The sequence below is a fragment of the Gemmatimonas sp. genome (assembly GCF_044345575.1).
Classification (GTDB): Bacteria; Gemmatimonadota; Gemmatimonadetes; order Gemmatimonadales; family Gemmatimonadaceae; genus Gemmatimonas.
This window is the reverse complement of the sequence record NZ_JBIJAW010000252.1, coordinates 1-4,967: the sequence shown is the minus strand read 5'-3', so window position 1 is coordinate 4,967 and position 4,967 is coordinate 1. Positions and strand designations below refer to the sequence as shown.

Genomic DNA, 4,967 nt, shown 5'->3' with positions numbered 1-4,967 from the left:
GTGATCAGCAAGGACACGCCGAGCCTGCTGCCGGAAGGCGCGATCGCCGTGCGCTTCCACTCCATCGGCGGCTGGGGGATGATCACCACCGGCAAGAACCTCGGCGCCATCATCGGCGACCTCGGGCAGTATCTCGCCGAGCAGGACCCCACCTACGACGAGGAGGGCATTCTCGAAGACAAGCTCTTCGTGATGGCCAACCCCAAGTACGGGTCGGAGAAGAAGGGCGCCCCCACCAACTACTACCTCACCGTGGCGCCATCGCAGATCAAGGTGAACTGCGAATTGAACCACGTGGACGTGGTGCTCTGCTGCGACCCCAAGGCGTTCACGCACACCAATCCGCTGGAAGGCCTCAAGCGCGGGGGCGTGCTGGTGTGGGAGTCGAGCGAAAGCGCCGACAGCGCGTGGCAGCGCATCCCGGCGATGCACCGCGACTTCATCATCGAGAACGACATCAAGGTGTTTATCCTGCCGGGCTTCGACATCGCCCGGAAGGCCACCACCCAGACGGAACTGCAGCTGCGCATGCAGGGCAACGCGTTCCTTGGCGCGTTCTTCAAGGTGTCGCCGTTCCTCGACCGCTACCACATCACGCCCGAGCAGTTCCAGCAGATCATCCGCAAGCAGTACGTCAAGAAGTTCGCGCGCTTCGGTGACGCGGTCGTGGAATCGAACATGACCGTGATGAACGAAGGGTTTTCGCGGGTGGTGGAAATCACGCGCGGCCGCACCGACGACGCCGACCGCTCGAGCATGCGCAACCCGCTACTCGCCCCGTACGGCGATCATCACTTCCCGCCCACGGCCGGGTGCGGGTCGTGCGGCAGTGGCGGGCTCTCCATGCCCGTCACGCAGCTGCAGCGCTCGCCGCTCAAGGGCCGCGACCTGTTCGACAGCGAGTTCCGCGCGGGGCTGGGCTACCATCAGCCGGCCAGCGCGCTCGCCAGTGTGGGCATCATGGCCGCCGCCACGGGCGCTACGCAGTCCAAGTACGTCGCCCGCCGCGAAACGCCGGTGTACATCCCCGAGAACTGCACGCAGTGCATGGAGTGCATCTCGGTGTGTCCCGACACGGCGCTCCCCAACACCGCGCAGGAAATCAGCACGGTGCTGCGCACGGCGGTGATGAACTACGTGGCCGACGGCGGTGACCGGCGGACGCTGCTGACCGAACTGCCGGCGCTGGAGCAGCGCGCCCGTACGCGCATGATGGAATCGGTGAAGGCGAAGACCAAGGTGCCGTTCAAGACCATCGTGCGCGAAGAGGTGGCGGCGGTCACAGGCATTGCCGACACGTCGCGCGCGCAGTTCACCGGCATCATCGACAAGCTGCCGCTGGCCTACAGCGATGTGCCGGCGATCTTCCGCACCGTCGAGACCAAGACCCCCGGCCAGGGCGGCCTGTTCTCGATCTTCGTCTCCGACCTGTGCAAGGGGTGCGGTGAGTGCGTGCAGGTGTGCGGCGATCACGACGCGCTGCGCATGACGCGCGAAACGGAGGAGCTGAACGCCGATCTCACCACGGCGCAGGTGTTCTCGCGGCTGCTCCCCGACACCCCGCAGAAGTTCCTCGGTCTCTACAACGACGACGACATCACCAGCTCCAAGGACGCCACGCTGCGCAACCACCTCATGGTGCGGCGCAACTACGAGGCCCTGGTGAGCGGCGACGGCGCCTGCGCCGGCTGCGGCGAAAAGAGCGTGCTCCGCGCCATCGCCAGCGTCACCGAGGCGTACATGCGCCCGCTGTATCACAAGAAGGCCGAGCGGCTCACCGGCAAGGCGGCACGTCTCGAGCAGGACGGGGCTGCGCGGCTTGCTGTGCTCAAGACAGCCGACGCCGCCGACTATGCACGATTCCGCACGGCGTTCATCCACATCGTGATGGGACTCGGCGGCGAGAACGACGCCGACACCACCTCGCGCATTGCCGGCTACGAAGCGAAGCACGGCCCCATCTCCGACGCGCAGGTCATCGGCGGGCTGGCCGCGGTGCTGCGGCAGGATGCGTTCAACCACCGCGAGCTGCAGGCTATCGACGGGCGCCGCGCCAACGGCATGTCGGTCATGATGATGGGCGCCAGCACGGGCTGCAACACTGTATACGGATCCACCCCGCCGGCCAATCCACACGCGTATCCGTGGATGAACTCCCTCTTCCAGGACGGCGCGACGATCTCGTGGCTGATGGCCGAAAGCGTGATCGTGGAGCACGCCCGTCGCTCGGTGGCACCGGAGCGCCTCTCCGATGCACTTCTCGAGCGGCCGAGCAACGTGATGAGCGATGAGGACTACTTCCACCTCACGCACCTCGACGACACGCTCATGACCGATCAGGAAGTGCGCGAGCTGCCCAAGGTGTGGGTGGTGGGCGGCGACGGCGCGCTCGGCGACATCGGCTTCCAGAACGTGAGCAAGGTGGTGCTGCAGAACCGCCCGAACGTGAAGATGCTCATGCTCGACACGCAGGTGTACTCCAACACCGGCGGGCAGAACAGCGACTCCAGCACCATGCTGGGCGGCTACGACATGAACCAGTTCGGTGTGGCGTCGCAGGGGAAGCTCACCGAGAAGAAGAACGTGGCCGAGGCGCTCACCAGCGGTCACGGCTCGCCCTTCGTGGGTCAGGTGTCGGTGGCCAATGCGCCGCGGATGTACAAGGCGATGCTCGACGGGCTCGAGTATCGCGGCACGGCGTTCTACCAGTGCTACACCACCTGCCAGCCCGAGCACGGCGTGGGCGACAACATGAGCGCCGACCAGGCGAGCATGGTGCGCGACGCCCGCGGGGTGCCGGAGTTCGTGTTCAACCCGCGCAAGGGCGAAACCATTCAGGAGGCGTTCGACCTCAAGGGCAACCCGAGCATCGATCGCGACTGGTGGCACACCAAGTTCGCCAGCAACGGCGAGGCGTTCACCTTCGGCGTGGCGCACTGGGCGCTCACCGAGGGGCGCTTCCGCAAGCATGTGCAGGCGATCTCGGAAGCCGAGGCGGCCACGCTCACGCCCATGCACGACCAGTTGTACTTCGTGACGCAGGACGACGTGACGTACCGGCGCGTGTTCGACGAGTCGCACCGCAGCTTCATCCCCAACTTCGGCTGCTTCATCAAGGCCGAGGTGAAGGGCGCGTTCAAGTACTACGCCGTGACGCGGCAGATGGTGCTGTTCGCGGTGGAGCGTCGCAAGGCGTGGCGCATGCTGCAGAGCAAGGCGGGCATCGCGAACAAGGACTATGCGGCGCAGCGGGCGCTGCTGGCGCGCATCGACAAGGGTGAGCTGAGCCTCGAGCAGGCGAAGGCCAACCTTGGTACGCTCCTGGCCGAACTGGTCGGCTGACGCGCGATGCCTCGTCTGCACAAGTACGTGAGCCGGGATGCACACTATGTGCTGACCAGCATCGATGGGTCGGTGGTGACGTATCAACTCACGGCGACCGGCGAGCAGCGACTCGCCGGCGCCGGCATCGTGGCCGGCCAGCGTTTCGAACGCGCGCTGCTGCTGGACCTCTATCGCACGGGCGACGCCTACGCGAAGGGGCACGAGTTCCCAGAGGCCGTGCTCGCGAACCAGTTGGCGTTGGATTTCGCGGGCGACCCGAATCCCGAGAGTGCCTTTCCGGTGTGCGATGCGTGCCGGAGCCCCTCCGATCTGCACCTCACGCTGCGCGGCGAGGCCACCGGCTTCACCGCGGAGCTGCTCTGTCCCGTGTGCCGGGCAAAACCGGCGCAGCACGCCGACACGAGCATTCCCGTGGCGCTGCTCTCGCGCACGCTGCTGAGCAGTCTCTACGCGAGCAAGCCGGTGGCGGCGAAAGCCGCGAACGTACAGCGCCACGAATCGCTCCTCGACGCCGCGTTCACGCAGCGCTGGGACGCGGTGCGGGCCCAGCGCACGACGGTGCAGTCGCAGCTGTTCGGCGACGGCGACCTGGGCGGGCTCGGGCTCGGCTGAGGGCCCGCTTGGGCCGCGATTGGTGACGCGATTGGTGACGCGATTGGGGACGCGCAAACACGGAGATCACCGAGGTGGGTGAGGGCATGGAGAACAGCCAAAGCTTTTAGTTGTTCTCTGTGGCCTCACCATCCTTTGTGACCTCCGTGTGGACGCGTTTCTTCATTGATGACGGCTGGATTGGCCGGGGTAACGCGTGCTCACGGAGATCACCGAGGTGGGTGAGGGCATGGAGAACAGCCAAACATTTTGGTCGTTCTCTGTGGCCTCACCATGCTTTGTGATCTCAGTGTGGACGCGTTTCCCGCGAGACGGCCCCGATTCACGCACGCGCTGACACGCCACTGACACGGCACCGCACAATGCGCGCATGACGGACGACGACCTGACGCGCATCATCATCGGCGAAGCCATTCGGATTCACCGGAGCCTTGGGCCACGCCTTTTCGAGGCCGCATACGAGGAGTTCCTCGCGCTGGCCCTTTCGAATCAGGGAATCCGGGTCAGGCGGCAAGTGGTACTGCCAGTCACCTTCGACGGGCACACGGTCCCCGTGGGCTATCGCATCGATCTGCTCGTGAACGAGCGGATCATTGTGGAGCTGAAATGCTCGGAGCGCTCCCACGACGCGCACGCCCGGCAGGTGCTCACCTATCTGCGCTTATCCGGCTATCGCACCGGGCTGCTCATCAACTTCGGGTTCGATCGCCTCATCGACGGCGTCCAGCGCATTGTGAACGGGTACGACCGGGAAGGCGCGACCGAGGCGTAGCCGATATAGGAAACTCGTCCACACCGAGCTCACCGAGCATCGTGAGGACACAAAGAACAACTAAAAGCTTTGGCTGTTCTCCATGCCCTCACCCACCTCGGTGAGCTCCGTGTTCACGCGTCCCCCGGCCAAGCCAGCCGTCCTCAAGGTTGAAACGCGTCCACACCGAGCTCACCGAGCATCGTGAGGACACAAAGAACCACGAAAGCATTTGCTGTTCTACATGCCCTCACCCACC

Annotated in this window: 3 protein-coding genes; all 3 read left to right on the top strand. The window is 65.3% G+C overall.

Annotated elements, in window-relative coordinates; translation table 11 throughout:
* A partial coding sequence (locus ACIQ6O_RS12860) for a 2-oxoacid:acceptor oxidoreductase family protein (RefSeq protein ID WP_396208190.1) occupies positions 1-3,342 on the top strand: 3,342 nt, incomplete at its 5' end.
* A 6-nt stretch (positions 3,343-3,348) separates the two neighbouring features.
* A complete protein-coding gene (locus ACIQ6O_RS12855; protein ID WP_396208189.1) occupies positions 3,349-3,957 on the top strand; it encodes a hypothetical protein in 609 nt (202 codons plus the stop codon).
* A gap of 370 nt (positions 3,958-4,327) precedes the next feature.
* Positions 4,328-4,729 carry a GxxExxY protein gene (locus tag ACIQ6O_RS12850; protein WP_396208188.1) on the top strand — a complete coding sequence of 134 codons (402 nt, stop codon included), beginning with the start codon at positions 4,328-4,330 and terminating at the stop codon, positions 4,727-4,729.
* The last annotated feature ends 238 nt before the right edge of the window (positions 4,730-4,967 follow it).

Bases quoted from the DNA above. Each gene is read 5' to 3' on its own strand.
- ACIQ6O_RS12855 (WP_396208189.1), top strand. From the start codon at position 3,349: ATGCCTCGTCTGCACAAGTACGTGAGCCGGGATGCACACTATGTGCTG.
- ACIQ6O_RS12850 (WP_396208188.1), top strand. From the start codon at position 4,328: ATGACGGACGACGACCTGACGCGCATCATCATCGGCGAAGCCATTCGG.